At 35.6% G+C, this 26,125-nt stretch carries 33 protein-coding genes and 2 other annotated features; of the genes, 3 read left to right on the top strand and 30 right to left on the bottom strand.

From position 1 onward, the window contains the following. Positions 1–4 precede the first annotated feature (4 nt). The 11 genes from I6I93_RS07400 to thrS all read right to left on the bottom strand — a co-directional run bounded on the left by I6I93_RS07400 (position 5) and on the right by thrS (position 7,890). The gene (locus I6I93_RS07400) at positions 5–382 is read right to left on the bottom strand and encodes a RidA family protein (protein ID WP_112890024.1); all 378 of its coding nucleotides are present in this window, start codon (positions 380–382) and stop codon (positions 5–7) included. Between the two features lie 4 nt (positions 383–386). Beyond that, positions 387–731, bottom strand: a complete 345-nt coding sequence (gene rsfS / locus I6I93_RS07395; protein WP_112890023.1) for a ribosome silencing factor — start codon at positions 729–731, stop codon at positions 387–389. 8 nt (positions 732–739) lie between these two features. Beyond that, the gene (locus tag I6I93_RS07390) at positions 740–1,618 is read right to left on the bottom strand and encodes an LCP family protein (protein WP_112890022.1); all 879 of its coding nucleotides are present in this window, start codon (positions 1,616–1,618) and stop codon (positions 740–742) included. Then, a complete protein-coding gene (gene yqeK / locus I6I93_RS07385; RefSeq protein ID WP_112890021.1) occupies positions 1,615–2,187 on the bottom strand; it encodes a bis(5'-nucleosyl)-tetraphosphatase (symmetrical) YqeK in 573 nt (190 codons plus the stop codon). Before yqeK ends, I6I93_RS07390 begins: the two co-directional genes overlap by 4 nt. Next, positions 2,177–2,785 carry a nicotinate-nucleotide adenylyltransferase gene (gene nadD / locus I6I93_RS07380; protein WP_112890020.1) on the bottom strand — a complete coding sequence of 203 codons (609 nt, stop codon included), beginning with the start codon at positions 2,783–2,785 and terminating at the stop codon, positions 2,177–2,179. Before nadD ends, yqeK begins: the two co-directional genes overlap by 11 nt. Then, positions 2,785–3,072, bottom strand: coding sequence for a ribosome assembly RNA-binding protein YhbY (gene yhbY / locus I6I93_RS07375; RefSeq protein ID WP_070702600.1), 288 nt, complete (start codon positions 3,070–3,072; stop codon positions 2,785–2,787). The genes nadD and yhbY overlap by 1 nt, the downstream gene beginning before the upstream one ends. A 12-nt stretch (positions 3,073–3,084) precedes the next feature. Further along, positions 3,085–4,353 carry a GTPase ObgE gene (obgE, locus tag I6I93_RS07370; RefSeq protein WP_112890019.1) on the bottom strand — a complete coding sequence of 423 codons (1,269 nt, stop codon included), beginning with the start codon at positions 4,351–4,353 and terminating at the stop codon, positions 3,085–3,087. A gap of 147 nt (positions 4,354–4,500) precedes the next feature. Next, the gene (gene rpmA / locus I6I93_RS07365; protein WP_019138550.1) at positions 4,501–4,800 is read right to left on the bottom strand and encodes a 50S ribosomal protein L27; all 300 of its coding nucleotides are present in this window, start codon (positions 4,798–4,800) and stop codon (positions 4,501–4,503) included. Then, positions 4,793–5,131 (bottom strand): ribosomal-processing cysteine protease Prp, encoded by a 339-nt coding sequence (locus I6I93_RS07360; RefSeq protein WP_112890018.1) that lies wholly within the window; start codon positions 5,129–5,131, stop codon positions 4,793–4,795. The genes rpmA and I6I93_RS07360 overlap by 8 nt, the downstream gene beginning before the upstream one ends. Continuing rightward, positions 5,131–5,436, bottom strand: coding sequence for a 50S ribosomal protein L21 (gene rplU / locus I6I93_RS07355; protein ID WP_112890017.1), 306 nt, complete (start codon positions 5,434–5,436; stop codon positions 5,131–5,133). Before rplU ends, I6I93_RS07360 begins: the two co-directional genes overlap by 1 nt. An 11-nt stretch (positions 5,437–5,447) precedes the next feature. Beyond that, positions 5,448–5,516, bottom strand: a sequence feature (ribosomal protein L21 leader region). A 463-nt stretch (positions 5,517–5,979) separates the two neighbouring features. Next, a complete protein-coding gene (gene thrS / locus I6I93_RS07350) occupies positions 5,980–7,890 on the bottom strand; it encodes a threonine--tRNA ligase (RefSeq protein ID WP_112890016.1) in 1,911 nt (636 codons plus the stop codon). 40 nt (positions 7,891–7,930) lie between these two features. Then, positions 7,931–8,109, bottom strand: a binding site (T-box leader). A 168-nt stretch (positions 8,110–8,277) separates the two neighbouring features. Here thrS and I6I93_RS07340 point away from each other — a divergent pair. The 3 genes from I6I93_RS07340 to I6I93_RS07330 all read left to right on the top strand — a co-directional run bounded on the left by I6I93_RS07340 (position 8,278) and on the right by I6I93_RS07330 (position 9,535). Further along, entirely contained in the window at positions 8,278–8,532 is a 255-nt protein-coding gene (locus tag I6I93_RS07340; RefSeq protein WP_112890015.1) for a hypothetical protein, read from the top strand. A 105-nt stretch (positions 8,533–8,637) separates the two neighbouring features. Further along, positions 8,638–8,988: a hypothetical protein gene (locus I6I93_RS07335; protein WP_112890014.1), complete on the top strand. Its 351-nt coding sequence runs from the start codon at positions 8,638–8,640 to the stop codon at positions 8,986–8,988. 43 nt (positions 8,989–9,031) lie between these two features. After that, a complete protein-coding gene (locus tag I6I93_RS07330; protein WP_112890013.1) occupies positions 9,032–9,535 on the top strand; it encodes a hypothetical protein in 504 nt (167 codons plus the stop codon). 111 nt (positions 9,536–9,646) lie between these two features. On the opposite strand, the gene I6I93_RS07325 is transcribed toward I6I93_RS07330, so the two are convergent. The 19 genes from I6I93_RS07325 to I6I93_RS07235 form a co-directional block, all read right to left on the bottom strand. Continuing rightward, positions 9,647–10,333: a DUF6873 family GME fold protein gene (locus tag I6I93_RS07325; RefSeq protein WP_112890012.1), complete on the bottom strand. Its 687-nt coding sequence runs from the start codon at positions 10,331–10,333 to the stop codon at positions 9,647–9,649. Further along, positions 10,330–11,076 (bottom strand): TrmH family RNA methyltransferase, encoded by a 747-nt coding sequence (locus I6I93_RS07320; protein ID WP_112890011.1) that lies wholly within the window; start codon positions 11,074–11,076, stop codon positions 10,330–10,332. Before I6I93_RS07320 ends, I6I93_RS07325 begins: the two co-directional genes overlap by 4 nt. A gap of 56 nt (positions 11,077–11,132) precedes the next feature. After that, positions 11,133–11,633: a DUF4342 domain-containing protein gene (locus I6I93_RS07315; protein WP_070702584.1), complete on the bottom strand. Its 501-nt coding sequence runs from the start codon at positions 11,631–11,633 to the stop codon at positions 11,133–11,135. Between the two features lie 46 nt (positions 11,634–11,679). Further along, positions 11,680–12,777, bottom strand: coding sequence for a DUF3048 domain-containing protein (locus I6I93_RS07310; RefSeq protein ID WP_112890010.1), 1,098 nt, complete (start codon positions 12,775–12,777; stop codon positions 11,680–11,682). Positions 12,778–13,156: 379 nt separating this feature from the next. Then, positions 13,157–13,807, bottom strand: a complete 651-nt coding sequence (locus I6I93_RS07305) for a potassium channel family protein (RefSeq protein WP_070702580.1) — start codon at positions 13,805–13,807, stop codon at positions 13,157–13,159. 3 nt (positions 13,808–13,810) lie between these two features. Continuing rightward, positions 13,811–15,139 carry a TrkH family potassium uptake protein gene (locus I6I93_RS07300; protein ID WP_112890009.1) on the bottom strand — a complete coding sequence of 443 codons (1,329 nt, stop codon included), beginning with the start codon at positions 15,137–15,139 and terminating at the stop codon, positions 13,811–13,813. Positions 15,140–15,207: 68 nt separating this feature from the next. After that, positions 15,208–15,558 (bottom strand): 50S ribosomal protein L20, encoded by a 351-nt coding sequence (gene rplT, locus I6I93_RS07295; RefSeq protein WP_070702576.1) that lies wholly within the window; start codon positions 15,556–15,558, stop codon positions 15,208–15,210. Between the two features lie 12 nt (positions 15,559–15,570). Beyond that, a complete protein-coding gene (rpmI, locus tag I6I93_RS07290; RefSeq protein WP_070702574.1) occupies positions 15,571–15,762 on the bottom strand; it encodes a 50S ribosomal protein L35 in 192 nt (63 codons plus the stop codon). A gap of 11 nt (positions 15,763–15,773) precedes the next feature. Beyond that, complete coding sequence (infC, locus tag I6I93_RS07285) at positions 15,774–16,394, bottom strand: translation initiation factor IF-3 (RefSeq protein WP_236587174.1); 621 nt, start codon at positions 16,392–16,394, stop codon at positions 15,774–15,776. 72 nt (positions 16,395–16,466) lie between these two features. Next, a complete protein-coding gene (gene udk / locus I6I93_RS07280) occupies positions 16,467–17,084 on the bottom strand; it encodes a uridine kinase (protein WP_112890008.1) in 618 nt (205 codons plus the stop codon). Then, positions 17,074–18,303: a peptidase U32 family protein gene (locus tag I6I93_RS07275; RefSeq protein WP_112890007.1), complete on the bottom strand. Its 1,230-nt coding sequence runs from the start codon at positions 18,301–18,303 to the stop codon at positions 17,074–17,076. Before I6I93_RS07275 ends, udk begins: the two co-directional genes overlap by 11 nt. Then, on the bottom strand, positions 18,290–18,946 hold the full coding sequence (locus I6I93_RS07270; RefSeq protein ID WP_112890006.1) for an O-methyltransferase: 657 nt from the start codon (positions 18,944–18,946) through the stop codon (positions 18,290–18,292). Before I6I93_RS07270 ends, I6I93_RS07275 begins: the two co-directional genes overlap by 14 nt. A 42-nt stretch (positions 18,947–18,988) precedes the next feature. Further along, positions 18,989–20,650, bottom strand: coding sequence for a ribonuclease J (locus I6I93_RS07265; RefSeq protein ID WP_112890005.1), 1,662 nt, complete (start codon positions 20,648–20,650; stop codon positions 18,989–18,991). Next, a complete protein-coding gene (locus tag I6I93_RS07260; RefSeq protein WP_112890004.1) occupies positions 20,650–21,108 on the bottom strand; it encodes a Fur family transcriptional regulator in 459 nt (152 codons plus the stop codon). Before I6I93_RS07260 ends, I6I93_RS07265 begins: the two co-directional genes overlap by 1 nt. Then, the gene (locus I6I93_RS07255; RefSeq protein WP_070702563.1) at positions 21,109–21,354 is read right to left on the bottom strand and encodes a DUF1292 domain-containing protein; all 246 of its coding nucleotides are present in this window, start codon (positions 21,352–21,354) and stop codon (positions 21,109–21,111) included. Positions 21,355–21,362: 8 nt separating this feature from the next. Then, positions 21,363–21,779, bottom strand: coding sequence for a Holliday junction resolvase RuvX (ruvX, locus tag I6I93_RS07250; RefSeq protein WP_112890003.1), 417 nt, complete (start codon positions 21,777–21,779; stop codon positions 21,363–21,365). A 65-nt stretch (positions 21,780–21,844) separates the two neighbouring features. Then, a complete protein-coding gene (locus tag I6I93_RS07245) occupies positions 21,845–22,099 on the bottom strand; it encodes an IreB family regulatory phosphoprotein (protein WP_070702559.1) in 255 nt (84 codons plus the stop codon). A gap of 48 nt (positions 22,100–22,147) precedes the next feature. After that, on the bottom strand, positions 22,148–24,760 hold the full coding sequence (gene alaS, locus I6I93_RS07240) for an alanine--tRNA ligase (protein WP_112890002.1): 2,613 nt from the start codon (positions 24,758–24,760) through the stop codon (positions 22,148–22,150). 78 nt (positions 24,761–24,838) lie between these two features. After that, positions 24,839–26,122 carry an AI-2E family transporter gene (locus I6I93_RS07235; protein ID WP_070702555.1) on the bottom strand — a complete coding sequence of 428 codons (1,284 nt, stop codon included), beginning with the start codon at positions 26,120–26,122 and terminating at the stop codon, positions 24,839–24,841. Positions 26,123–26,125 lie beyond the last annotated feature (3 nt).

The raw sequence follows: 26,125 nt of genomic DNA, 5'->3' as shown, positions 1-26,125 counted from the left end.
GAAATTATTTTACTGCTATTGCTTCGATTTCTAGAAGGCCACCCTTTGGTAGCTTTGCTACTTCTACGCAAGATCTTGCTGGTTTGTGGTTTGTGAAATATTCTGCATAGACTTCGTTTACTGCTGCAAAGTCATTTACATCGTCTAGGAAGATGTTAACTTTTACAACTTTTTCCATGCTTGAACCTGCTTCTTCTAGGATTGCCTTAATGTTGTCAAGACTTCTTGCTGTTGCTTTTTTGATGTCGTCTGAGATTAGTTCTCCTGTTTCTGGAACTAGTGGAAGTTGACCTGATGTGAAGATAAATCCGTTAACTTCTGTGGCTTGTGAGTAAGGTCCCACTGCTTCTGGTGCCTTGTCTGTGTGTAATGTTTTTACCATAATTTTATTCCTCCTCTTGTGGGTCTTGGTTTTCTTCCCACAATCTTTCTAGGTTGTAGTATTCTCTCTCGTCCTTGTGGAATACGTGGACTATTATATCGCCAAAGTCCAAGATGATCCATCTTGATGAGTTCTTGCCTTCTAGGTTTTGTGGTCCTTCTCCCTTTTCAGATAATTTTTCGTCAATTTCTCTTGCTAGGGCATCTACTTGTGTTGATGAGTTACCACTTACTATTACAAAGTAGTCTGCAATTGATGTCATACCTTGGATGTCTAGGACCTTGATGTCGATTCCCTTTTTGTCTTCACATGATTTCACTATGATATCTAATTTCTCTTGAGTTGTCATAAAACCTCCTATTTAAAATTATTTTCTAATAGCATTACTTGTATTTTATTTTCATTTGGCACGAAGTAGGACACTCCTCCCATGTATTTTGGTGTTCCTGGTAGGGTGTTGGTCACTATGTCTTCGCTTGTAATGTTACGCATTTTTGCTGCCATCTTTATGAGTTTCTTCACAGGTATATTGTTTTCTGTGTAGGATACATAGGATGATAGCAAGAGAGGTGACCTAACTAGAGTTTTTGGGTCTTTCATCTTGGATAGGATGGCTGACATAAATTGTTGCTGTGCCTTTACTCTTCCAAGGTCTGCATCCTTGTAGCCCTTCCTAAATCTCAAAAATCCTATGGCATCGTAGCCCTTTAGGTTTTGTCTGCCTGCCTTGATGTCTATTGTAAGTGGTGGGTCTGCTGTTGGGTCCTCGTACTTCATATCTATTGGGACGTCAACTTCTACTCCACCAATTTTGTCTACCACGTCTTCTACAAACCTGTAGTCTACTGTGACGTAATATTTTATGTCTGTCCCAAGGAGTTTGTTCACTGTGTCAAGGGTAAGTTCACTTCCTCCGTATTTGAAGGAGTGGTTGATTTTTGTCTTTTTGTAACCCTCGATCTTTGTGTAAGTGTCTCTTGGAATTGAAATTATATTTACTTTTCCTGTCTTCCCATCTAGGTTTACAACCATTATAGTGTCGGATCTTGCATTGTCTGCCTTCTTTGAGTCAAGGGAGTCCACTCCCAGCATCAAGAATTGTAGGTTTTCGCCGCCCTCATCAATTTTATCTGCATCTTCTCCTTCAAAGAAGTAGTAGTAGGCTGCAAACCCTCCTAGGGCAAGGATTATTATTAGTATTATTGTTGTAAAAAAAGCTTTAAAAAAAGTTTTCAAGGATTCAACTCCTTATAAAAATTTCTAGCTGTAACTGTTGCCGGCACAATATAGGTGTCGTGGTCAACTAAAAATTTTAATGTATTATTTAAGGCGAAATACATGGCTGCATCAAGGTCAACTCTAGCAAGTTCTCTTGCCCTTTCCACTCCGTCAAAGTTTCTCATGGGCTCAATGTAGTCTGCCAAGAAAATTATTTTTTCTAGGTCCGACATATTTGCCCTGCCTGTTGTGTGGTAAGTAATGGCATTTAGTATTTCTTCATCTTCTATTCCATAGAGGTCTCTGGCATAGATGGCCCCAAGATAGGAATGGATGATTTGGGGTGCCTTTAGCATCTCCTTTGTGAGGAGAAGGCCAGATTTTTTGGCAGCCTTTATAAGTTGTTCTTCATCTCTTATCTTGGCACAGTCGTGCAAAAACCCTGCCACTTCTGCCTTTTCTTGGTCTACTCCGTGGATCTTTGCTAGTTCAAGGGCAGTGTCTCTCACCCTAAGGGTGTGGAGAAATCTCTTTTCGCCAATCCTTTCACGTATTTCTTTTTCATATTTTTTAAGTTTATAGGTCACCTTTGTAAAACCCACTTTCTTCTATATAATCTAGAACTTTTTTTGGAATTAGATATCTGAGAGACTTGCCTTCATGAATTCGGTCTCTAAGGTCTGTGGAAGAGATTTCATAGAGTGGGGTCTTAATAAGATTTATCTTTGTCCCAAAGTTCTCTCTCAAAAAGTCTATCTCATTATTTATTTCTTCTTTGTCGATGTATCCTGGTCGTAAGGCAACTACAAATTCTATTTCTTGTGATAGGTCCCCTATCTTCTTCCAAGTCTTTAGTTGGAAGAGGGAGTCTAGGCCTATTAAGAAATATAATTTTTCTTCCTTGTAGATTTTTTTTAATTCCCTAATTGTGTCCACTGTGTAGGATAAGTTTACCCTAGTAGTCTCTATGTCAGATATTTCAAAGTCTGGGTTTGGGGAAATGGCAAGCCTTACCATCTCGTACCTGTCTTCTGCTGAAACCCCAAGGTCCTTGTGGGGTGGGTTGCCTGTTGGGATAAAGATCACCTTGTCCAGGCCCATCTCCTCCTTGATGTACTCACATATCATTAGGTGACCATAGTGGATGGGGTCAAAGCTGCCTCCAAAAATTCCGTACTTTTTCATTATAATTCTATTTGTTTGTTTTCTTTAGATTCCCTATAAATTGTAAGTTTCTTGCCAATTTTTTGGACAAATTCTGCCCCTGTTGCATCAAGAATATCATCGACAATTTCGTCAACTTCAACTGGTGCATTTTGTAGGACATTAATCTTTACAATTTCGTGGTCTTCTAAAAGTTTATCTATTTGATTTAAAAAACCTTGGTTGATCCCGTCTTTTCCTAGTTGGATAAGTGGATCCATGTTGTGGGCAAGGCTCTTTAAATAAGATCTTTCTTTTCCTGTTAACATTCTATCACCTGCTTATTCAAAAAATTCAAATTCGTATTCGCCAATAAATACTGAACAGCCATCGTGGGCCCCAAGTTCTTCTAGTTTTTCTACAACCTTATTCTTTCTAAGGTTTTCTTGGAAGTATTTAAGTGAATCGTAGTCGTCGAAGTTTGTGGAACGAAGGAGTTTGTCAATGTATGGTCCTTCAACAAAATATTCGCCATGTTCCTTGAAGACACTGATGCCTTCTTCTCTCTTAACTTCTTCTACGTGTACTATGTCGTAAGTTTCGTGGTCTTCGTAGTCCACTTCTTGAAGGAGCCTATAAGTTTCCTTCATTAACTTGTCTACATTTTCTGTTGTGGCACAAGAGCCAGCTATTATCTCGTACTTGTCCCCAAGTTCTTCTCTTAATTTTTCTAGGTTTTCTTCTGCTCCTGGGACATCTGTCTTGTTGGCAAAAATAATTTGCTTCTTTTCTCCCAGTTTTTCATTGTATCTCACAAGTTCTTCATTGATCTTGTGGAAATCTTCCACTGGATCCCTGTATTCTGAACCAGAAACATCTAGGACGTGGATTAAAATTCCTGTCCTCTCAACGTGTTTTAGAAATTCGTCTCCAAGACCAATCCCTTCTGATGCTCCTTCGATTAGTCCAGGTATGTCTGCTATAACAAAGGATTCGCCTTCATCAATTTTTACAACACCTAGGTTTGGAGAAAGGGTTGTAAAGTGATAGTTGGCAATCTTTGGCCTAGCAGATGTAACTATGGAAAGAAGGGTTGACTTACCTACGTTAGGAAAACCTACTAGTCCCACATCGGCAAGGAGTTTAAGTTCCAAGATTATTTCTCTTTCTTCTCCCATGTTGCCTGCTTGGGCAAAGGCTGGTGCCTGTCTAGTGGAAGTCTTGAACCTGGCATTTCCCATGCCGCCACGTCCACCCTTGCAGACAGTGACAGACATATTATTTTCCTTTAGGTCGTAGATAACTCCATTAGTGTTGGCGTCCCTAATTAGGGTTCCAACTGGTACCTTTAGGATAATATCTTCTCCATCTTTTCCAAATTTTAACTTGCTCATACCATTTTGACCATTTTCGGCTTTGTATTCTCTTTTGTATCTAAAGTCCATCAAAGTGTGAAGTCCAGAGTCTGTCATTACAATTACATTGCCACCTCTGCCTCCGTCGCCACCAGCTGGTCCTCCTGCTGGTTCGAATTTTTCTCTTCTCCAAGCGACAGCGCCATCTCCACCTTTTCCGGCCTTTAATTTTATTTTAGCTATATCTATAAACATTTTTACCTCGCATTTTCTAAAATTATATCACAGAATTAGCACAGAATTGTAGTGAAAACTTGAACCTTATGTCAAATATGTAAAATCTTTGTGAAAATTAGACTTTACTCTTAAAAAAATAAAAGCAAGGTTTCCCTTGCTTTATCTTTATGCTAATTCAACTTTTTCTTCTTGGTAAACATTAGCGAATTTCTTTCCGCCTTTGCCCTTAGTTGTGAATCTTAAAATTCCATCAGCTGTTGCAAATAAAGTGTCATCTGACCCTTTCATTACATTTTCACCTGGATGGATTTTTGTTCCTCTTTGTCTAACGATGATGTTACCTGCTAGAACAAATTGTCCGTCGCCTCTCTTAACTCCAAGTCTCTTTGAGTTTGAGTCACGACCGTTCTTAGAAGAACCTGCTCCTTTTTTAGAAGAAAAAAGCAATAAATCAAATTTAATCATTTTGCACCTCCACCTTCTTTAGTGTCAAATATCCTGGATAGGCCTCGTCAATGAGTTCTATCCCCTTAATCATAAATTCAAAACAAGTTTGAATATCATTTCTTTTAAAAATTTCACTTTTTAAAATTTCTATTTTTAACAGTCCGTCGCCCTGTGTGTCACTTATGTCACTTTCGCTTATCCCCAACTTTTCAATCAAGGTAAAGTATAGGGTTTGAGTGAGAGTGGATATGCTGGAGCAGACAAGTGTGTCAAAATCTCCTTCTGCGTGGCCACAAGACTTAAATCCATAGTAATAATCGCCCTTTTTGTAAAGGTCAATCCTAGTCATTAGTTAATACCTGTGATTTCAACTAAAGTGTATGGTTGACGGTGACCCTTTTTCTTTCTTTCATTTTTCTTAGCTTTGTATTTATATACAACAACTTTTTTAGCTTTATCTTGAGCTAGTACCTTAGCTTCAACCTTAGCACCCTCTACATATGGAGTACCAACTTTTGGTTCGTCACCTGATACAAAAACAACCTTGTCAAAAGTTACAACGTCGCCTTCTTTTGCATCTAGTTTTTCAACTCTAATTTTGTTACCAGCTTCAACAGTATATTGCTTTCCGCCTGTTTCAATAATTGCGTACATTTGTAGCACCTCCTCATTACAAGACTCGCCATCCTAGGCACCGAAGTTTTAAAACCTATTCTGTGCGGTTACATCAATGTATTTTATCACATGAATATGGGTTTGTAAAGAAATTTTATAAATATTTATGGCCTTAGTTTTTTTATTTTATAAAAATTTATGAGCTTGTAATTGCTTCTTACTTTATAAAAATTTATGAGCTTACACATATTTATTAGTTAATAAATTTTTAACAAATCACAATAAACTCAAGCTTTATAAATTTTTGTCAAGTCATAAAAAATTAATACCCTATAATTATTTATCAGTCCATAAAAACTTGTGACTTTGTAATTATTTGTGATTTTAGCATAAAAAATAATTTGCTTAGACTATTGCAAATTAAAAACCTCTTGCCAAGAATATCCTAATGGAAAACTTCAATTTTTGTAATGAGATATTCGGGCATGAGGGTTTTTCTTAAATCTAAAAGTCCACAAAAATAGCAGGCCCTTTAGACCTGCTGTGATTTTATCTTTTATTTATAAGTTTTTCAAGTATAACTTATTCAGTTATTGTCTTGTTTTTAATTTCTTCTTTAAGTGATGCTATAAATTCATCTACATCAACATCTTGAACTTCTTCGCCGCTTCTCTTTCTAACAGAAAGCTTGCCAGAAGTTTCTTCTTTTTCACCAATTACTAGCATGTAGTTGATCTTCTTAACTTGTGCTTCTCTAATCTTGTAACCAACTTTTTCAGTACGTCCATCTAGGTGAACCCTAAGTCCTTCTGCGTGAAGTTTATCTGCAAGATTTTGTGCATAATCCTTGAACTTGTCAGATACAGGGATAACTTCAACTTGAACTGGAGATAACCATAGTGGGAATTTACCAGCAAAGTGTTCGATTAGGATACCCATAAATCTTTCAACTGATCCAAGTAGGGCCCTGTGAAGCATAACTGGTCTTTGTCTTTCTCCATTTTCATCAACGTAAGTTAAGTCAAAGTTTTCTGGAAGTTGGAAGTCAAGTTGGATTGTACCACATTGCCAAGTTCTACCAATGGCATCTTCTAGGTGGAAGTCAATCTTAGGACCATAGAAAGCTCCGTCGCCTTCGTTAATTGTGTATGGAAGATTTTTTTCTTCTAGGGCTTCTTTTAGGTTCTTTTCTGCAAGGTTCCAAGCGTCAAGGTCTCCCATGTAGTCATCTGGTCTTGTAGAAAGTTCAATTGAATATTTAAATCCAAATGTTGAGTATAGGTAATCTGCAAGGTCAATCATCTTGAATACTTCGTCTTTAACTTGTGAGAACAAGCAGTAAACGTGAGCATCATCTTGAGTAAATGTTCTTACTCTAAATAGGCCGTGTAGGGCTCCAGAAAGTTCGTGTCTGTGAACAACACCATATTCTGCAAGTCTAATAGGAAGGTCCCTATAAGAGTGGTTGTTGGAATTGTAAACAAGGATTGAGCCTGGGCAGTTCATTGGTTTAACTGCGTAGTCGCCGTCATCAATCTTTGTGAAGTACATATTGTCCTTGTAATGGTCCCAGTGGCCTGATCTATGCCATAGGGCTTCATTAAGGATAATTGGAGTTAAGATTTCTCCGTATCCATTTTCATTTAGAACTCCCCTCCACCAATCAAGTAGAGTGTTTCTTAAAATCATTCCATTTGGATGGAAGAATGGGAAGCCAGGTCCTTCTTCGTGCATGCTAAAAAGGTCAAGTTCCTTACCAAGTTTTCTGTGGTCTCTCTTTTCAGCTTCTTCACGTCTTTCAATGTATTCGTCTAATTGTTTTTGTTTTTCAAAGGCAATACCATAAATTCTTTGTAGCATCTTATTGTCAGAGTCCCCTCTCCAATAAGCACCTGCTATTGAAAGAAGTTTAATAGCCTTGATTTTTTTAGTTGAAAGAAGGTGAGGTCCCTTGCAAAGGTCAGTGAAGTCACCAATCTTATACATTGTGATTTTTTCATCTTCTGGAAGGTCATTTATTAGTTCAACCTTGTAGTCTTGATTTTTTTCTTTGAAGTAAGCTAGGGCTTCTTCTCTTGAAATTTCAATTCTTTCTACTGGAAGGTCCTTCTTAGCAATTTCCTTCATCTTGTCTTCAATTGCCTTGAAGTCTTCTTCTACAAATCTGTGTTCAAGGTCAAGGTCGTAATAGAAGCCTGTTTCAGTTGAAGGTCCAATGGCAAATTTTGTATCTGGGTAAAGTTCTTGGATTGCATAAGCCATAATGTGGGATGCAGTGTGCCAGAAAATTTGCTTTCCTTCCTTGTCTTCAAATTTTACAACTTTGAAGTCGCTATCTTCATAAACCTTGTCGTCAAGGCCAAGGATTTCACCGTTAACTACTGCTCCAAGAGATTGTCTTAAAAGACCTTGGGATATGTCTCCAGTAATTTCAGATACCTTTACTCCGCTTTCATATTCTTTTTGTGATCCGTCTGGGTACTTTATAATCATTTTATCCTCCTAAAAATTAATAATAAAAAAAGCCACCATCCCAAAGGACGATGACCGTGGTTCCACCTTAATTAAACTCTAGGGACTTAACGCGTCCTGACGCCATAGTTTGCTATGGGACTCCAAGTTAGTTTTCAAAAATATAAAATTGGAAACTTTCACCAGCCATTTCCTCTCTTAGAATTTTATAGATCCTACTCTTCTTATCAAAGTCTCTTTTAAAATTGTTTCTATAATAACACAAAGTTTTTATATCTTCAAGAATAATTATAAGAGAAATTATCATTTCTCTCGCTCCTATATATTACCCAGGAGAATTTATTTAAAACAAGATTTTTATTATTTTTTTGATATAATTTAAGAAGAAATAAATATTTGGAGGTAATTATGAAAATAAAAACTAAAAAGAGAATTGTATTAACCTTATTATTTCTTATTCCAATCCTATTTAGACTTTATACAGCCTTAAGTGAATTTTATGGTTTTTATCGTAGCTCAGACAGTAAATTTAGTTTTATATTTTATTTTCTTGACTATTTAGGAAATAGTGTAAGTTCAGCTTTTTATTGGTATCCACTAATTGCCTTATCACTTATTTACCTAGATTTAATGATTAAAGACCATTTTGATAAGAAAGAATAAAAATTATACAAAAGATAATTTATCTAAATTTCAATATAAGGTAAAACTACATTTTAAAAAAAGATTTTTGATATAATTTAATAAATTTTATTTATGGAGGGGCTTATGAAGGACAAGTTAAAATATTTTATCATTACTCTTATTGTTATGGGATCTGTTCCCATTCTACCTGTCTTAGAAGATAATTTTTATGGATTCTTTGCATTTATAAATTTTTATGGGCTCAGCTCCTTTGTCTTGCCACTTCTGATTTCTTTGCCCTTAATTTATAAAAATAAAAGTTTTTATTTTTTCTATGTCTTCCTTATACCAGTCCTCTACAATAACTTTTTTATTATTTATTTTTTCAAAGTCGTGGACTACTCCTTCACTTCAATTATATTTTTTGTACTTGGCCTGGTCTTGTCTCTTTACTTATTAAAGGTCAATAAAAAAAAACTCCCTAAGAGGAGTTAAAATTATTTTATATAATAATCCTTTGAGGAGATGTAAAAGTAAAATGGACTACAAAACTCAAATTAAAATGTTCAAACACCTAATTCCTATTGGCGAGAGAGATTCAAAAGACCTTATATCTTATCTCAAAAATAAATTTGATCTTGTTGAAATTGATTTTTCAGAATTACCTTCCTATAAGAGGAATATGCTTAGTGAAAATGCAAAGCATTTCGTGGGAAATGTTAAGTTAAATGTTGAGATAAAGGACATGTCCTTTCGTCTCTTTAAAATTATAGAAAATGAAAAAAGTATAGAATATGTAGATCCACGAGAGGCTGAGTATGGTGATTTTCTTTTTCTTATACTTGAAGAAAAGACTAAATATATGTCTTCAAATAGTGGTAGACTTCTAACAGAGATGATTTACATTTCTGGCATTTCTGAGGAATCTTACCTTGAAGAAGATTATGTATTTAAAGATTTGCTTTCTAAGTTAATGTTTGATTACCTTGATGACAATAAATTTTTATATGAAAAAATTATTAACAAAAAAATAAATAGATAGTATATGTTTATAAATATCCTAATAATTATATTATAAATAAAAGATGGTATTAAAGAAGGGAATTAACCCTTCTACATACCATCTTTTATATTTTCCATTTTTACAAAAGTTTTAAATAATATAAATAGAACCGTAATCTTCTATTGGGTCTTTGGACAAAATTTCAATTTCATAATCATACTTATTAATAATTTTTAAAATTTCTTCATGGGATGAATGATGAGAAAAGTCTCCTGTGAAGAATATTTTTTTGCCCAAGACTCCAGTAGCACCTCCAATAAAACCATAGTTGAAGTTTTGGAGTTTAATTTGTCCATGGTCTATCTTATAAATGGGAATCAAGTCCTTTAGGGTCCCGTAGATTCCTCCGTCGCTTGTGATGACAAAGTCCTCGGTTACAAGACAGGAGCATTTTGCATAACCCTGCTTTATATTTACCAGGTCGTAGCCACGATTTTTATAGTAATCTAGGATGACTTGGTCTGTGTGCCTTAAGTTGTGGATGAAAAAATTTTTAAAGACAAAGGCATTTAAGTGAATGTCCCCTGGGTATTTTGCCGATAAAGATGAATGAGATGGAAGAACTTTTTTGTCCTTAAAAATCTCTTTATAATAGTCAAAATTATCTCTGTCAACAACAAAATCGCCATTAGGAAGTGGATGGACCAAAATGTCTGGGTGGGTATCAAGTCCTCTTAATACTCTTGTGTTTGCCTTGGTCCTCACCACTTGTCCATAGGCTTTTAATTTCTCTGCAGCTTTTTCTGGAAAGTTCTCTGCCACTAATACGTAGGTCATTTCATCATCTCGTAAATTATAATTGATGCTGCAACATTGGCATTTAAAGAATCTACCTTAGGAGAAATTGGAATATTTAAAAATCCCTTTGCATGGGACATTAAAAAGTCTGAAACCCCCTTGGCTTCATTTCCAATTACAACTATGTCTTTGTCCTTGAAGTCGTAGTCTCTTGTGGAAGTAGAATTTTCTAATGAAGTTGCAATAATATTGAAGTCTAAATCAACCAAGTCTTCCCTACTCATAAAGTAAATTGACAGCCTAAAGATAGAAGACATAGAGGACCTCACAGTCTTTGGATTGTAAAGGTCGCAGGATTCAGGAGAGATTATCAGGCCGTCAAGTCCCAGGGCATCGGCTGATCGTATTATTCCCCCAAGGTTTCCCGGCTCCCTTATGTCGTCAAGGTAGAGAAATTTGCCTGAAGTCCTGTCAAAGTCCCTGTGAAGATAGGAATAATAGGCTATGATGCCAGGAGATGTTACTGCATCGCAAAGATTTTTGAAAATATTGTCGGAAAAGACAAAAATCTTGTCTTGGTCCAGGTTTTTTATAATATTTTCAAATTTATTTGAACTGTAGGCAGACTCACTTAGGGCAAGATACTTAATTTCAAAGCCCTCGGCCTCTTCAATAACCACAGGCTTCTCCACCATAAAGAGTTTATTCTCTTGCCTGTGCTTTTTCTCTAAAAGTCCCTTTAAAAATTTGTATGTATTGTTGTTTTTACTAGTAATTATCATTTTTTCCTCATTTCTTAAAGAAAAAAGCCCCGAGGGGCTCTTAACTTTAATAAATTTTATAAAAATTTGCTCTTATCTTTTAGGTATTCTTTGACGTCGATAACTTCTCCATTGTCCATGATGATCTTGAAGGAGTAGTCATAAACATAGGCTGCAGAAAGTCCAAGTAGGGATGCTGGTAAAGCTAGAAGCATACCAATTGCAGAAGTTGTAAGTGAAAGTGATAGGACAGTTTCACCCTTATTTTCCACCAATAGTCTGCTGGCATTTCCCTTTCTCCAGATTTCCTTTATGGCTTCAAGAATTTCGTCAAGATAGTTGATAACATCATCAACATATTCCCTTCCAGTTTTTCTTTCACCCTTAGGGTCAGATTCTTTTTCTTCCTCATTTTCATAAACCTTTGATGGGTCAATGTTTACATCGTACTTGCCTTCTCTAATATAAGAGATTGCTACATCAACGTCTCCGTCGCTGTCTAAAAGTGCCTTTCTCACAATGTCGTAAGACGCGCCAGTTATATTTATTACATAGTCGATTTTTGTCATATTAATCATAAAATCACCTCTATGTCTTTCTTACCCAAAATAAGATTTTTTAATTTTATTTTTGATTTTCAGGATTCGCTGGGGTTTGGTTTTCTGTATTATTTCCTTCCCCTTCTTGACCTTCTTGTCCTTCAGTTTCTGGAACTTGGTAGACTGCATCCTTTTCTTCATCAACTATGGAGAAGAAAGTTCTGCCTGGGCAGAATTTTACTTCAGTTTCGTCAGGATATTTTAAGATTGTCCTTGCATCTTCATTTTCCTTTTCCCAAGTTATTGGGGCAAGTTTTCCCTTTTGAAGAAGAAGTCCTGTGCCTGTGCCAATATTTGCCATTTTTAAAGTTCCCTTAGGTCCAGCAACTACTCCCTTTTGGAAGAGGACTACAAGGTTATCTGTAGAAAATTCTTGGCCTGTTGCCTCGTCAATAACTGGTTGTCCTTGACGAATGTATTTGTATTTTCCTGTAGCTTCATCATAGATAAAGTTTGTCTTGTAGTTTTTGTTAAAGTTTAGTGTTATTTCCCCCACATCAAGACCTTGGATATTTGCTTCCTTGTCGTAAAAGTTTAGGGATGCAGTGTTGTCATTTACGTCAACTCCCTTTTCCACTAGGTAATTTTCAAGTTCTGGAAGGGAAATATAACCATTGTGGGGTGCACGCTTGCCAACGTCCTTGTTTCTGTGGAAGACAATCCCTTCAAGTGCAATCCCATCAAGGTCAACAACATTCCTACTTCTTACTTCAGCAAGTCCTGCTTCTGATCCACCCCAGTGGGCATAAATTGCATTGTATTCCTTGGCAGTTTGGACAAAGTAAGGTCTTGCAGAGCGAACTGGTCCCACATTTTCTGGGAAGTTGCTTTGGAAGAGGGCCATGTATCTTGTAAACTCACCCTCAACCCTGTACTCATAGATTATGTCGGCCTTGGAAATTTGTGCTTGAGGCCTTGCATCGTCGTGGTTATCAAGCATAACTGCAAATATTTTTTTATTTTTTTGTTCCTCGTTATCTCTCTCTTCATGAGTTAGTGGTGTGTAATAAACTATTTTTTCTGGTTCTTTTACTTCTGGAGTCTTATTTTCTGTTGTCTTGCCACAGGCAACTAAAGTTGTAGCTGCTAGGCCCACAAGTAAAAGTTTTTTTAATTTTTTCATAAGATTACCTCTTTCATTTCTTTTATGTATTAATTTAATTGTAGTTTATAAATGTAGATATGTAAATAAGAGGATTTTATAAATTTTTATTGGTTAATAGCTTTTTCGTGATAAAATTAAATAAGGCGGTGGTTTTATGTTTTATCTTACAATAGTTCCCCTTTATTTTATTTGCTTGGCAGGATATTTTTTAACTGAGTACACAAAAATTATTAAGAATGAAAAAATAAGAAAGAGAGTCAACATTACTTGTCACGTCATAGCTTGGCTAATACTTTTCTTTTATTTCGTAATAAGAAAATTTATATAAAAATTTGCAAAAAAAATAAGGACTAGGTCTCAAAGGCCTTAGTCCTTATTTTTTGTTTTTTCATAATTTTTAGTTTTCTTCTATAAAATTTTTGATGTCCTTGTCTGAACCTAAAACTGTCAAAGTGTCATCTTCCTTAATCTTAAAATCAGAGCCTGGATTTACAAAGTTTTCACCATTCCTCTTTACCATCAAGATGTTAAAGTTGTAGTCTTCTCTAAGTCCAAGTTCAGTCAAATCTTTTCCACTCATTTTTACAGGTGCATTGAAATCATAAAAACTGTATCCCTTGGATATTTCATCGGAGTCAAGCAAGTTGTTGTTGGATAAATTATTCGCAACTCTATAACCCATATCTCTTTCTGGAAAAATAATTTTATCTGCTCCACATTTTAACAAAATTTTTCCAAACCTATAGGATGTTGCCTTGGCGATAACTTTTCCAATCCCCGCTTCCTTAGACGCAAGGACTGCCATAATTGCTGGTTCAAGGCTTTCACCAATGGCGACTATTGCCACGTCATAATTGTTTAAAGCTAATTCTCCTACTGCCTTTTCATCTTCAAGGTCACATACAATTGCCTCTGTTACATTGTCGTTAATTAAATCAATTTTTTCATGGTCTGAATCTACGACCACAACGTCATTTTTCAAATCATATAATCTAGTGGCCACAGTGGAACCAAATCTACCACAGCCAAATACAATAAATGTCTTCATTTTTTACCCCACTATAATTTTCCCATATGAATATCTTGTGTGCTTCTTATTTTTCCTATTTAAAAGACCTATTCCAAGAGTAGCTGCCCCAACCCTTCCAAGATACATTAAAACAATTATAATCAACTTTGAAAGAGAACTTAAGTTGGCAGTTAATCCTCTACTAACTCCTACTGTACCAATGGCTGATACAATTTCATATAAAATATCTAGATACAAAAATTTTCCACCTTCGATTATTGTTATACAAAGGGAAGAAAAAATTACCAAGGCAGATCCCAGTGAAAAAATGCAAAGACTCTTTAAGAGGGCGTCACGTGGAATTGTCTTGTGGAAAATTTCTGTTTCGTCATTTCCCCTTAAAACAGATAGGGTTGAAAATAACAAGACACCAAAAGTTGTTGTCTTGATACCACCACCAGTTGATGCCGGTGATGCACCAATGAACATTAACATAATTGTAACTATAACCGAACCTTTTTGCATCTTGCCAATGTCTATGGAGTTAAAACCAGCTGTCCTTGCTGAAGATGACATAAAGAAGGATGCCAAAATTTTCCCCTTTAGGGTCAAGCCTTCCATAGATGCACTCTTGTGTTCCAAGATAAAGTAGGCTATGGTTCCCAGTAAGAGCAATATTCCTGTAATTGAAATAACAACCTTGGAGTGTAGGCTCAAGTTCCTAAATCTCCTCTTCTTATAGATATCAATATAAACTGTAAAGCCTAGTCCACCAAAAATTATTAGAAAGGCAATAACAAGGTTTACCGTTATGTTGTCTACATAGTCCACAAGGGAGTTGCCAAGAATATCAAAACCTGCGTTACAAAAGGCTGAGATGGAATGGAAAAGGGAAAATAAAATTCCCTTTTGAAGGCCAAAGTCTGGTATAAATCTTGTGGCAAGTAAGACTGCCCCAATAAGTTCCACACTTAAAGAAAACTTGATGATGTATATAACAAGCCTTATAATTCCCTTGCTTGTGTCAGCATTAGTCTGTTCCTTTATAATTCTTCTTTCATTGATCCCAATTTTTTTATTAAAGGCAAGAGCAATTAGGGACAGGAAGACCATTGTTCCCAGCCCACCAATTTGTATCAAAGTTATAATTATAAGTTTGCCAAAGACTGTCCATTGAGTGGCAGTGTTGGCCACAATAAGTCCCGTTACACAAGAAGCTGATGTTGATGTGAAGAGGGCATTTAAAAATCCAATGGACTTTCCATCAGCTGATGCTTGTGGAAGGTTTAATAAGATTGCCCCAAATAGTATCAAGCCAAAGAAGGAAAGGCAAACCATAAGTGGTGAATTCTTTTTTAATTTTCTAATCATAATTTCCTCTTTAAATAAATTTATTCAAACTTATTATACAAAAAAAGCTCCCAAAAGGGAGCAATTATTTATTGTTCTTTTGCAATTTCAACTAGTTTTGCAAAAGCAGCTGGATCATTGATTGCCATTTCAGAAAGCATCTTTCTGTTAATAGTGATGTTTGCTTTCTTAAGGCCGCTAATGAATTTTGAATAGCTCATGCCATTAATTCTTGCAGCTGCATTAATTCTTGTAATCCAAAGTTTTCTAAAATCTCTTTTTCTTTGTTTTCTACCAATGTAAGCATAGTTAAGAGATTTCATAACAGCTTGGTTAGCAGTTCTAAATAATTTTGATTTAGCACCAAAATATCCCTTGGATTGCTTTAGTATATTCTTATGTCTTTTTTTAGCGTTAACGCCTCTTTTTACTCTAGCCATTTTTACCTCCTATTAAGGGATCATGTGATCAATTCTTCTTTGATCACCTTTAGAAACCGTACTGCTCTTTCTTAATTTTCTTATTCTCTTAGCAGATTTTTTACCTGTTAAATGTCCTTTAAAAGCGTAAAATCTCTTAAGCTTTCCAGAACCAGTTCTCTTAAACCTCTTTGCGGAAGCTCTGTGAGTTTTCATCTTTGCCATAAAAATCCTCCTTAATTATCAGACTTGTCGCTGTCTTTTCTTTCTGAAAGGAACATAACTAAACTTCTTCCTTCCATTTTAGGTTTTTTGTCCACAACTCCATACTCAGAAATTAAATCATAGAACTTGTCGAGAACTTCTCTTCCAAGATCAGTATGACCCATCTCTCTACCTCTAAATCTAACTGAAACCTTAACTCTATCACCGTTTTTTAAGAAATCAATAGCTCTATTGGCTTTAGTATTCAAGTCATGATCTTCAATGTTTGGACTAAATCTAAGTTCCTTAACATTGATTACCTTTTGCTTTTTTCTAGCTTCTTTTTCTTTTTTCTCTTGCTCGTATCTGTATTTACCATAGTCCATTATACGGCACACTGGTGGTTTTGCATTTGGAGCAACTTTTACTAGGTCCAGTTTTTTAGATATAGCCATGTCGATGGCTTGATTCTTGGACACAACACCAAGTTGATTGCCCTCATCATCTACTAATCTGACTTCCTTTTCTCTTATCTCTTCATTGATTTGAAGTTCTTTAATTTCTAAGCACCTCCGTAAATTAAAAAAGCAGGCACCTAAAAAGATGCCCGCAAATTCATCGTAATTTTCAAATAACCTAAATGACTGTGCCATTAGGTGAGAAGCGGACTTCTTCTTTAATAACAAAAACAATGATAGCACAGATGTCTGTCATTGTCAAACATTTTATACCAAAGATTTTATTTTTTGGTACAAAATATCAATGGCAACTTCATTTTCGCCGCCTTCTGGGATGATTAAGTCCGCATACCTCTTTGAAGGCTCAACAAATTGAAGATGTGATGGTCTAACTGTTGCAAGATACTGTTCAATAACTGAGTCAAGGGACCTTCCCCTCTCAAGCATGTCCCTCTTGATCCTTCTTATTATCCTAACATCAGCATCAGTGTCCACAAAAACTTTTATGTCCATGATGTCAATTAAGTTAATCTCGTTAAAAATTAAAATTCCTTCGAGAATAATAATTGGCTTTGGCTCAACAACTTCCTTTTCCTTACTCCTGTTGTGGAGGGCGAAGTTATAAATTGGTTTCTCAATAGACTTCCCTTCCTTTAACATTTGTAGGTGTTGAAATAAGAGGTCGTTGTCAAAGGCAAGAGGATGGTCATAGTTTGTCTTGACCCTCTCTTCAAAATCCAAATTAGACTGGTCCTTGTAGTAGGAGTCTTGTTCAATTACTGACACATTTTCTCTTCCAATTAGTTCAATTAGTTTCTTGGTAACAGTACTCTTGCCGCTACCACTTCCACCACATATTCCAATAATGCAGGCCTTATTCTTCATTTTCTCTCCTTAAAATAAATCCCTTTTTAATAGGTTCTTCGATTTTAATTTTAAAAATTTGTTTTGCCTTGTTTGCAACATCAATTTCCCTATCCTTATCATCTAACATCTTTTCTATCTTGTAGTCAAAGTGCTTGATACCAGGTCCAAAGATTTCAATTTCTTCTCCAACAAAGACCCTATTTCTCTGTTCAATAGTTGCAATCTTTGTTTCCTCATCATAGTCTAGGACAATTCCCACGAAGTCGTAACCTCTGATATAAGAGTTGTCCTCATAAACTTGTGAGTCTTCGTTTGCTTGTCCATAGAAGAAACCTGTTGTGAAGTCCCTGTGACTTACTTTTTTAATTTCTTCTAATAGGGATGGGTCATACTTATAATTTTCTGGATCAGCATAGTAGGCATCGATTGCCATCCTGTAAGACCTAATTACTGTTGCAAGATAGTATTCACTTTTTACACGACCTTCGATTTTAAGACTGGCAATACCAGCTTCAATCATTTCGTCTATATGTTCAATCATACAAAGGTCTTTGGAGTTCATGATAAAAGTTCCCTCTTCGTGTTCTTCTATTGGGAAGTATTCTCCAGGTCTCTTTTCTTCAACTAGGTTGTACTTGTACCTGCAAGGTTGAGCGCAGTCACCCATGTTGGCATCTCTTCCTGTCATGTAGTTTGAAAGAAGACATCTGCCTGAGTAGGACATGCACATGGCACCGTGAGCAAAAGTTTCAACTTCTATTGTGTCGCCAACTTCTTTTATAATGTCGGCAACTTCTTTTAGGCTAAGCTCTCTTGCCATTACAACTCTTTCTGCTCCCAGTTTTTGCCAGAATTTTACAGTTTCAACATTAGTAACTGATCCTTGTGTGGAAATATGGATCGGGAAGTCTGGTGCAACTTCCTTTACCTTCATAAACATTCCTGGGTCAGCAACTATAAGGGCGTCAACTCCAATTTCATAGAGTTCCTTGATGTATTCTTCTACACCTTCCATGTCATCGTTGTGGGGAATAATATTTAGGGTAACGTGAATCTTCTTTCCCCTCTCGTGTAGATAGTCTGTTGCCCATTTAATATCTTCCATGGAAAAATTTTTGGAAGCTTTTCTAAGTCCAAAACTTTCTCCTCCAAGATAAACTGCATCGGCACCATATTCCACTGCAGTTTTTAATTTATTTATATCACCTGCTGGTGCTAAAAGTTCAATCTTCTTCATCTTTTCTCCTCACTAAAAGTATTCCGTCCCCAATGGGAATTACTGATGAGTCAAATCTCTCATCACCAGAAATATCTTTTAAAAATTTTCTAAGTCTTTTTACAATTGTTATTTTCCTTCTCTTAACTAGGGAGTCTTCTGCTATCATTCCCTTAAAGAGGACATTGTCGCAGAGAATTATTCCCCCATTATTTAAATTTTTTAGGGACTCATCAAAATATTTTTCGTACTGACCCTTAGCTGCATCTATAAATATAAAGTCGTATTTTTCTTCCAAGTCAAGAAGAAAGTCATAGGCATCACTGTGGTGAACTTTAATTATATTATCAAGTCCCACATCAGAAATATTTTTCCTTGCGATTTCTACCATTTCTTCTCTTAACTCTACGCTGTCAATTTTTTCTATGCACTTATTCCTCTTGGCAAAGGAAATAGAAGAATAGCCTATGGCAGTTCCAAGCTCAAGAATCTTCTTTGGCTTGTGGATGGCAAGGAGAAAGTTAATAAATTCTTCACTTTCCCTCTCCACTATTGGAACGTGATTTTCTTCTGCGTAATCCATCATCTCGCGAAGCTTTTCATCTTTTAATTCTTTTAAATCTCTTAAATAGTTTTCTATATAATCGTAATTTATATTTGGCATAATTCCTCTAAAAAAGGGAACCTCTAAGATTCCCTAAATATCCTAAACCTCCATAATAATTGGTAAAATCATAGGATTTCTCTTTGTGTTTTTGAAAATATATGATCTCAAGTTATCTCGTATATCAGACTTAAGTCCATTCCAATCCTTTAAGTTGTCGCGTGAATCGTCATTTAAGATTTTTCTAACAACATTTTTTGCATCTTCAATAAGGTCTTCTGATTCTCTTACGTAAACGAAGCCTCTTGAAATAATGTCAGGACCTGAAACAACCTTGCCTTCTTTTGTCAAGGAGATAACAACAATTATTAGTCCGTCTTCTGATAAGTGTCTTCTGTCTCTTAGGACGATGTTACCAACATCACCTACTCCAAGTCCGTCAACAAGGATATTTCCTGATGGAACATCTCCCACAAGTTTTGCAGACTTTTGTGAAATCTCAAGACAATTACCATTTTCCATAATGAAAATATTTCTTTCATCCATGCCCATTTGCTGTGCAATCTTTGCGTGCTTCATAAGGTGTCTTACTTCTCCGTGGGCAGGTATAAAGTATTTTGGTTTTACTAGACTTAATATTAGCTTTAACTCTTCTTGACAAGCGTGACCAGAAACGTGAATTTCTGATAAAGTTTCATAAATTACCTTTGCCCCTCTTTCAAGAAGTCTATTTATTACCTTTGTAACAGCATTTTCATTTCCTGGTATTGGAGTTGCTGAAAGTATAACTGCATCATTTGGTGTAAGTTGAATTTTTCTATGTTCTCCATAGGCAATTCTTGTAAGAGCTGACATTGGCTCTCCTTGTGAACCAGTTGTGATTAATACAATTTCACTGTCGTCATACTTGTCCATATCCTTGATGTCAACAAAGGTATCTTTTTTGACCCTAAATTGTCCAAGCTTTCTCGCTGTTTCTGTTACATTTACCATGGACCTACCAGATAAGACAACTTTTCTGCCATATTTTTCAGCAGAGTTGATAATTTGTTGAACCCTGTGAACGTTGGAAGCAAAAGTTGCAATTATAATTCTGTTGTCTGATAAACTTTGGAAAAGTCTATTAAAGGTTTCTCCAACCTTAGACTCACTCATTGTGTAGCCTTCTCTTAGGACGTTAGTAGACTCACCAATCATGGCAAGTACACCCTTTTGTCCAATTTCTGCAATCCTTGTTAGGTTAATTGGTTCTCCACTAATTGGAGTGAAATCCACCTTAAAGTCACCTGAGTGGTAAACATATCCCAATGGTGTCTTTATTGCAAGGGCACAAGCATCTGGAATAGAGTGGTTTACATTAATCCATTCTACTTCCATCTTGCCAAGTTTAACAACATCTCCAGCACTTACTACGTGGAGTTTGTCTCTTGAAAGTCTATGTTCTTTTAATTTGTTTTCTAGTAGCCCAATTGTTAGACCAGTTCCATAAATATCTAGGTCTAGCTTTCTCAGTACATATGGGATAGCACCAATATGGTCTTCGTGACCGTGAGTTAGGACAAGTCCTCTTATTTTGTGCTTATTGTTCTCTAGGTAAGTTACATCTGGTATTACAACATCAATACCAAGCATTTCGTCTTCTGGGAAAGTCATACCACAGTCTATGATGATAATATCATCTCTATATTCAACTAGTGTAAGATTCTTTCCTATTTCGTGAAGTCCTCCCAGTGGGATTATCTTCACCTTATTTGTGTTTCTCATTAATTTGCCTTCTCCTCAATTTTGTGTTGGCAGTCTTCGCAATAACCCATAAATTTTAGAGTGTGGTCAACAATTTTAAAATTCTTATCTTTCTCTATCTTTGCTTCTAGCTCATTTAAGTTGTCAATATCAACTTCTTCTACTTTGCCGCAATTTATGCAAACTAGATGGTGATGCCTATGGCCTTCATTGGGTACTCTTAGTTCATATCTTAAAATATTGTCATCAAATGCAATTTGATCTAAGACTCCAAGTTTGTGGAATAATTGCACGGTCCTATATATAGTTGCAATTCCCATTTCTGGGTCCTTCTTTGCAACTAAGTTATAAACTTCTTCTGTAGTCAAGTGTTTATCCTTATTGTCCAGAAAAATTTCATAGACCTTTGCTCTCTGTTTAGTGTATTTATATCCACTGCTCTTTAAGATCTTTTTGACAGGTTCAATGTTTCTTTCCATTTATTCACCGTCTAATTCATCTAAAAGTTCTTCATAAGCCTTGCTTGCAACTTCTAACTCGTCATCATCGATGCCAGCAAGAAGTTCGTCACCATTTTCGTCTTCAATTACCTTTAATATATAAATTTCTGGATTTTCTTCGTCTGTATAGAGTGCGACATAATCAGTGTCCTCAACAGAAAATTTTGCATCAACAAAAAATTCAACTTCTTTATCATTTTCGTCATATAATTTTATTTTTTCCATTTTATCACCTATAATTTTAATCTATCCAGATAGGATTGCAGGATATAAGTCGCTGCAATTTTATCTATATATTTTTTTCTATTCTCTCTTCGAACAGAACCCTCTATTAAAACTTGTTCGGCCATTAAAGTGGTCATTCTCTCGTCTACATACTCAATCTCTACCTTAAATTTATTTTTAAGCTTTTCTGCAAACTTGATTACTTTTTCACTTTGCGGCCCAATAGTGTTGTTCATGTTCTTTGGAAGACCTACCACTACTTTTTCTACATTGTTTTCTAAAATAATTTCATGAATTTTCTCATAGGCTATCTTATTTGATTCTCTTTTTATTGTCATAAGAGGTTGTGCTGTAAGCAAAAGGGCATCTGATATAGCTACCCCAATCCACACATCTCCTACGTCTAAGCCTAAAATTTTATTCATTTAACCACAACCTTTACAGGTACATATATAATATGTAAAAGAGATGGACAAGCCATCTCAATCTTTTAAATCTTTTCTAAATAAACTTTTAACATTTCTTGTAAAAGCTCGTCACGCTCTACTTCTTGTATCATGGATCTTGCATTATCATGGCTTGTGATATATGTTGGATCACCTGATAATATATATCCTATAATTTGGTCACTTGGGTTGTATCCCTTTTCTTCTAGAGCATTATATACTGTTTTTAAAATGCTTTTTATTCTCTCTTGTTCCAAACTACTTTTTTCAAAAATTTGTGTATTATTATTTTGACCCATAATTACCTCCAAATAGATTATACCATAAAAGTATCTATTTTGATATTTTTATAAGAGCTCATCAAGCTTGTTTAGAGCTTCTTCAACCTTATCTAAGTCCTTTGCACCAGCAGTTGCCATATCAGGTCTACCACCGCCGCCACCGCCAGCTACTTTGGCGATCTCTTTGATTAGTTTGCCTGCAGCAATTTTCTTTTCTACAAGATCCTTTGAAACTGCACATACAAAGTTTAATTTATCATCATTTACAGTTGCAAATAGAACTACAACTGAACCAAGCTTGCTCCTAACCTCATCAGCTAGGTCACGAAGAGTATTTACATCTACTCCATCGAACTTTTTAATGACATACTTGATTCCATTTTTTTCTCTAACATCCTCTATTAAGTCAGAAATTTGATCCTTAGCAAGGTCATGTTCTAGCTTTTCAATAGATTTATTTGCTTCTTTTAGGTTTTTAATATTTAATTTTATCTTTTGAATAATTTCATCCTTGTTGGATTTTAATTCACTAGCTATTTTTTCTTCTTTTTCACTTAAGTTGTTTAGGTATTCATAAACAGCTGGTCCTGTAATAGATTCAATTCTCCTAACTCCATTACTTATACCACTTTCTGATAGGATCTTAAACATTGAAATCTCAGAAGTGTTGGATACGTGAGTACCTCCACAAAGTTCACGAGAATAATCTCCCATGGATAGGACTCTTACTTGGTCTTGGTATTTGCCTTCGAATAAACCAATTGCACCCATTTCCTTAGCTTCTTCAAGACCTGTTACCTTTGTTTCAACTGGAAGTCCTTCAAAGATTTTTTCATTTACTTTTCTTTCAACTTCAGCAATTTCTTCTTTTGTCATTGCATCAAAGTGGGAAAAGTCAAATCTCATCCTATCAGGCATAACTAGGGATCCTGCTTGGTTTACATGGCTTCCTAAAACGTCTTTAAGGGCCCTGTGAAGTAAGTGAGTTACAGAGTGGTTTCTCCTAATGTTATTTCTTCTCTTAGAATCTATAATAGCCTTAACTGGAGCTTTTTCCAGTCTACCTTCTTCAATCTTTACAAGGTGAAGGTGAAGTCCATCCTTAGTTTTCTTTGTGTCAGTAACTTTTAGCTTAAAGTTGTCAGAAATAATTTGGCCAGTGTCTCCAACTTGACCACCACTTTCTCCGTAGAAAGTTGTCTTGTCAAGGACTACAAGGCCTTCTTCTCCTTCATTAAGAGAGTCAACTATTTCATCATTGGCAATTATTCTAACAATATTTGCCTGGCATTCATCTTCTTCATAACCTAGGAATTCATCACTAAGTCCTTCAAATAGATGCTTGTTGTCTTGGTTGGCCCAACCAATGTTGGAGTCGTTTCTAGCTTCTCTAGCCCTTCTCTTTTGGTCATCCATTTCCTTCTTAAAGCCATCCATATCAACGTCATAGCCGTCTTCTCTTAGGATTTCTTCTGTTAAGTCAATCGGGAAACCATAAGTGTCATATAGTTTAAAGGCTTTTTCTCCATCTAGGAGTCTTTCCTTATTTTCCTTCATTTCATCCATGTGGGCCCTTAGTCTAACAAGTCCACCATCAATTGTTTCTAAGAATTTTTCTTCTTCTCTTCTAATAATTTCCTTGATGGATTCTCTGTTTTCCTTGAGTTCTTCATATTGTTCGCCCCAAGAGTCAATTACCATGTCAGCAATTTCATATAGAAAGGCTCTTTTAATGCCTAGCTTTCTTCCATGTCTTGCAGCTCTTCTTATAAGTCTTCTAAGTACATAGCCTCTTCCCTCATTTGAAGGGACAATTGTATCAGAAATCATGAAAGTCATCGCCCTAATGTGGTCTGTTATAACCCTAAAGGAAATATCTAAGTTTTTATCCTTGCCATATTCTTCCCCAGAAACTTTTGCAATTTCTTGGATTATATCTTTTATGGCATCAATTTCAAATATATTGTCAGTTTCTTGTAGGACTGTAGCAATCCTTTCAAGTCCCATACCTGTATCAATGTTTGGATGAGCTAGAGGATTGTAGTTTCCTTCTTCGTCCTTGTCGAATTGTGTGAATACAAGGTTCCAAATTTCAATAAATCTGTCTCCTTCTCCACCAGGTCTTTCTTCTTCTGATCCGTGTTCTAGTCCTCTGTCAACGTAAATTTCTGAACATGGACCTGATGGACCAACTTCTAGCTCCCAGAAGTTATCTTCTTTACCTAGTCTTATGATTTTTTCTTCATCAATTCCCACTACATCCTTCCAAATGTTGTAGGCTTCATCGTCTTCATAATAAACTGTAACCCATAAATCTTCTTTTGGAATTTCGAGATTAACTGTCAAAAATTCCCAAGCCCATGGAATTACTTCGTGCTTAAAGTAGTCTCCAAAGGAAAAGTTACCTAACATTTCAAAAAATGTTGCGTGTCTATCAGTTAAACCTACGTTATCTATGTCGCCAGTCCTAATACATTTTTGGCAAGTAGTAACTCTCTTTGCAGGTGGAACTTCTTCGCCAGTGAAAAATTTCTTCATTGGTGCCATTCCAGCTCCAATTAAGAGAAGTGATTTATCATTCTTTGGAATTAGTGAAAAACTTGGTAGTACAAAGTGTCCCTTTGATTCAAAAAATTTTAAAAATTCAGTTCTTATATCGTGTAAACCTAAATGTTTCATATTACAACTCCTATTAAAAATCCTCCCATACCCTGGGAGGATGTGCTATAAATATTATAATTATAAAGAATATGAATGTCAATTAGAGCTGTATCTGTCGTTGTATTTTATTTTGATAAAATCAACAAGTATAAAGATAATTGACATCAATGGAACAGAAATTACCATTCCCCATACACCAAAGATTCCACCACCAATAATTATTGAAATTAAAATTACAAGTGGGTTTAGTCCAGTTGAATCTCCAATGAGTTTTGGTGCGAGAATATTGTTCTCTACCCATTGAACTATTACGAATAAAATCAAAACCCATAGGGCCTTCATAGGCGAGTCCATAAAGGCAAATAAAACTGCCGGCGCACAACCAAGGAAAGGACCAATATAAGGGATTATATCTGCCACACAAGTTATAAGACCAATGATAATGGCAAAGTCTACTCTTAAGACTAAGAGGTAGGCCATAGTTATTAATCCTACGAAGATTGCCATTAGCATCCTTCCCCTAATGAATTGTTGGAGGGCTGTGTCAATATTGCTTGTGAGATATGAGATGTCGTCTCTGTATTTATTTGGTATGGCCTTTTTCACTCTATGCATAAATCTATCCTTGTCCACTGAAAAGTAGAAGGAAAAGATTATAATTAAGACAAGTCTAAAGGCCGAAGTTAAAAATCCATAAAGTTTAGAAAGTACATTGGAAAGAGATCCCATTAGTGATCCTTGGGCCTTGACTATTAGGTCGTTAATAGTCGCCTTAATAGAATTTAAAATATCAGAAACTATTTGTGGTGTCTCAACATCCCCATTTACCTTTGGATTTGTCTCCTTGTAGACATTTATAAAGTTTTCTGGAAGCTCAATATTAAACTTGGCAAATACATTTGACGCGAAATTATTAACTTCTCTTATTAGGGTATCCACCATGGCAGGCAGACTTGTAAGCAAGTTGGAAATTTCATTAATAGTTTTTGGTATTACTGAAACTATTAAGATTCCAAAAATAAGTATAGCTGAGATGTAAACTATTATTACACCAAACTGTCTCTTGACTCCCTTCCTCTCCAAGTAGTTAACTATTGGGTCGATAATATAGGCAAATATTATTGCTATTATTACCGATGAAAGTGTGTAGCCAAGGATTGGGAACTTATTAAAGATTATATTTATTAAGTAAAAAATAAGTATCCCCAAAAATATTTTTGTGATAAGCCTTAGGTCTATATTTATCCTCTTCTTGCCATCAATGTATCTGTTCCCAATATTTATTAGATAGTAAATTGCTAAAAATATTAAGAGAATAGAAAGAATGGCAAGGGCATAAATCATAAATCTAGCAGCATTACCAGATATTTGCTCTAACATAAT

Origin of the sequence: Peptoniphilus harei (assembly GCF_016726485.1) — a bacterium.
GTDB classification, from domain to species: domain Bacteria; phylum Bacillota; class Clostridia; order Tissierellales; family Peptoniphilaceae; genus Peptoniphilus_A; species Peptoniphilus_A harei.
Note: the sequence above shows the minus strand (reverse complement) of the source record. Positions and strands in the feature narration are given on the sequence as shown.

Excerpts from the sequence above, each read along its gene's own strand:
- rpmA (WP_019138550.1), bottom strand. The coding sequence starts at position 4,800 with ATGATTAAATTTGATTTATTGCTTTTTTCTTCTAAAAAAGGAGCAGGT.
- thrS (WP_112890016.1), bottom strand. The coding sequence starts at position 7,890 with ATGATTATAAAGTACCCAGACGGATCACAAAAAGAATATGAAAGCGGA.
- I6I93_RS07325 (WP_112890012.1), bottom strand. The coding sequence starts at position 10,333 with ATGACCTACGTATTAGTGGCAGAGAACTTTCCAGAAAAAGCTGCAGAG.
- I6I93_RS07315 (WP_070702584.1), bottom strand. The coding sequence starts at position 11,633 with ATGATTAATATGACAAAAATCGACTATGTAATAAATATAACTGGCGCG.
- udk (WP_112890008.1), bottom strand. The coding sequence starts at position 17,084 with ATGAAGAATAAGGCCTGCATTATTGGAATATGTGGTGGAAGTGGTAGC.
- infC (WP_236587174.1), bottom strand. The coding sequence starts at position 16,394 with ATGGCACAGTCATTTAGGTTATTTGAAAATTACGATGAATTTGCGGGC.
- I6I93_RS07310 (WP_112890010.1), bottom strand. The coding sequence starts at position 12,777 with ATGAAAAAATTAAAAAAACTTTTACTTGTGGGCCTAGCAGCTACAACT.
- I6I93_RS07330 (WP_112890013.1), top strand. The coding sequence starts at position 9,032 with ATGGACTACAAAACTCAAATTAAAATGTTCAAACACCTAATTCCTATT.
- I6I93_RS07255 (WP_070702563.1), bottom strand. The coding sequence starts at position 21,354 with ATGGAAAAAATAAAATTATATGACGAAAATGATAAAGAAGTTGAATTT.
- I6I93_RS07340 (WP_112890015.1), top strand. The coding sequence starts at position 8,278 with ATGAAAATAAAAACTAAAAAGAGAATTGTATTAACCTTATTATTTCTT.
- yhbY (WP_070702600.1), bottom strand. The coding sequence starts at position 3,072 with ATGTTAACAGGAAAAGAAAGATCTTATTTAAAGAGCCTTGCCCACAAC.
- I6I93_RS07265 (WP_112890005.1), bottom strand. The coding sequence starts at position 20,650 with ATGAGAAACACAAATAAGGTGAAGATAATCCCACTGGGAGGACTTCAC.
- I6I93_RS07260 (WP_112890004.1), bottom strand. The coding sequence starts at position 21,108 with ATGGAAAGAAACATTGAACCTGTCAAAAAGATCTTAAAGAGCAGTGGA.
- I6I93_RS07320 (WP_112890011.1), bottom strand. The coding sequence starts at position 11,076 with ATGATAATTACTAGTAAAAACAACAATACATACAAATTTTTAAAGGGA.
- rpmI (WP_070702574.1), bottom strand. The coding sequence starts at position 15,762 with ATGGCAAAGATGAAAACTCACAGAGCTTCCGCAAAGAGGTTTAAGAGA.
- I6I93_RS07235 (WP_070702555.1), bottom strand. The coding sequence starts at position 26,122 with ATGTTAGAGCAAATATCTGGTAATGCTGCTAGATTTATGATTTATGCC.
- I6I93_RS07270 (WP_112890006.1), bottom strand. The coding sequence starts at position 18,946 with ATGCCAAATATAAATTACGATTATATAGAAAACTATTTAAGAGATTTA.
- alaS (WP_112890002.1), bottom strand. The coding sequence starts at position 24,760 with ATGAAACATTTAGGTTTACACGATATAAGAACTGAATTTTTAAAATTT.
- I6I93_RS07335 (WP_112890014.1), top strand. The coding sequence starts at position 8,638 with ATGAAGGACAAGTTAAAATATTTTATCATTACTCTTATTGTTATGGGA.
- I6I93_RS07245 (WP_070702559.1), bottom strand. The coding sequence starts at position 22,099 with ATGGGTCAAAATAATAATACACAAATTTTTGAAAAAAGTAGTTTGGAA.
- I6I93_RS07360 (WP_112890018.1), bottom strand. The coding sequence starts at position 5,131 with ATGACTAGGATTGACCTTTACAAAAAGGGCGATTATTACTATGGATTT.
- I6I93_RS07275 (WP_112890007.1), bottom strand. The coding sequence starts at position 18,303 with ATGAAGAAGATTGAACTTTTAGCACCAGCAGGTGATATAAATAAATTA.
- obgE (WP_112890019.1), bottom strand. The coding sequence starts at position 4,353 with ATGTTTATAGATATAGCTAAAATAAAATTAAAGGCCGGAAAAGGTGGA.
- nadD (WP_112890020.1), bottom strand. The coding sequence starts at position 2,785 with ATGAAAAAGTACGGAATTTTTGGAGGCAGCTTTGACCCCATCCACTAT.
- rplT (WP_070702576.1), bottom strand. The coding sequence starts at position 15,558 with ATGGCTAGAGTAAAAAGAGGCGTTAACGCTAAAAAAAGACATAAGAAT.
- rsfS (WP_112890023.1), bottom strand. The coding sequence starts at position 731 with ATGACAACTCAAGAGAAATTAGATATCATAGTGAAATCATGTGAAGAC.
- rplU (WP_112890017.1), bottom strand. The coding sequence starts at position 5,436 with ATGTACGCAATTATTGAAACAGGCGGAAAGCAATATACTGTTGAAGCT.
- ruvX (WP_112890003.1), bottom strand. The coding sequence starts at position 21,779 with ATGAATAAAATTTTAGGCTTAGACGTAGGAGATGTGTGGATTGGGGTA.
- I6I93_RS07305 (WP_070702580.1), bottom strand. The coding sequence starts at position 13,807 with ATGAAGACATTTATTGTATTTGGCTGTGGTAGATTTGGTTCCACTGTG.
- I6I93_RS07400 (WP_112890024.1), bottom strand. The coding sequence starts at position 382 with ATGGTAAAAACATTACACACAGACAAGGCACCAGAAGCAGTGGGACCT.
- I6I93_RS07300 (WP_112890009.1), bottom strand. The coding sequence starts at position 15,139 with ATGATTAGAAAATTAAAAAAGAATTCACCACTTATGGTTTGCCTTTCC.